The organism is Kitasatospora phosalacinea, from assembly GCF_030268885.1.
GTDB classification, from domain to species: Bacteria; Actinomycetota; Actinomycetes; order Streptomycetales; family Streptomycetaceae; genus Kitasatospora; species Kitasatospora phosalacinea_C.
The window spans coordinates 1-255 of sequence record NZ_BSSA01000148.1; the positions used below are offsets into that span (position 1 = coordinate 1).

The 255-nt window shown below is 58.0% G+C and carries 1 rRNA gene; it reads left to right on the forward strand.

Annotated features, from left to right (window positions below):
• Nucleotides 1-255: ribosomal RNA gene (locus QSK52_RS39325) — 23S ribosomal RNA — on the forward strand; the annotation flags it as partial.

Consider the following 255-nt stretch of genomic DNA (forward strand, 5'->3'; position numbering starts at 1 on the left):
AACATCTCAGTACCCGCAGGAAGAGAAAACAACCGTGATTCCGGGAGTAGTGGCGAGCGAAACCGGATGAGGCCAAACCAGCATGGTGTGAGACCCGGCAGGGGTTGCCGTGTTGGGGTTGTGGGAAAGTTCTTCAGTCGTCTGCCGGCGGCTGGGCGAGTCAGAAACCGTATGGGTAGTCGAAGGACATGCGAAAGGTCCGGCGTAGAGGGTAAGACCCCCGTAGACGAAACCTGTACGGCTCGCTTGAGCTTC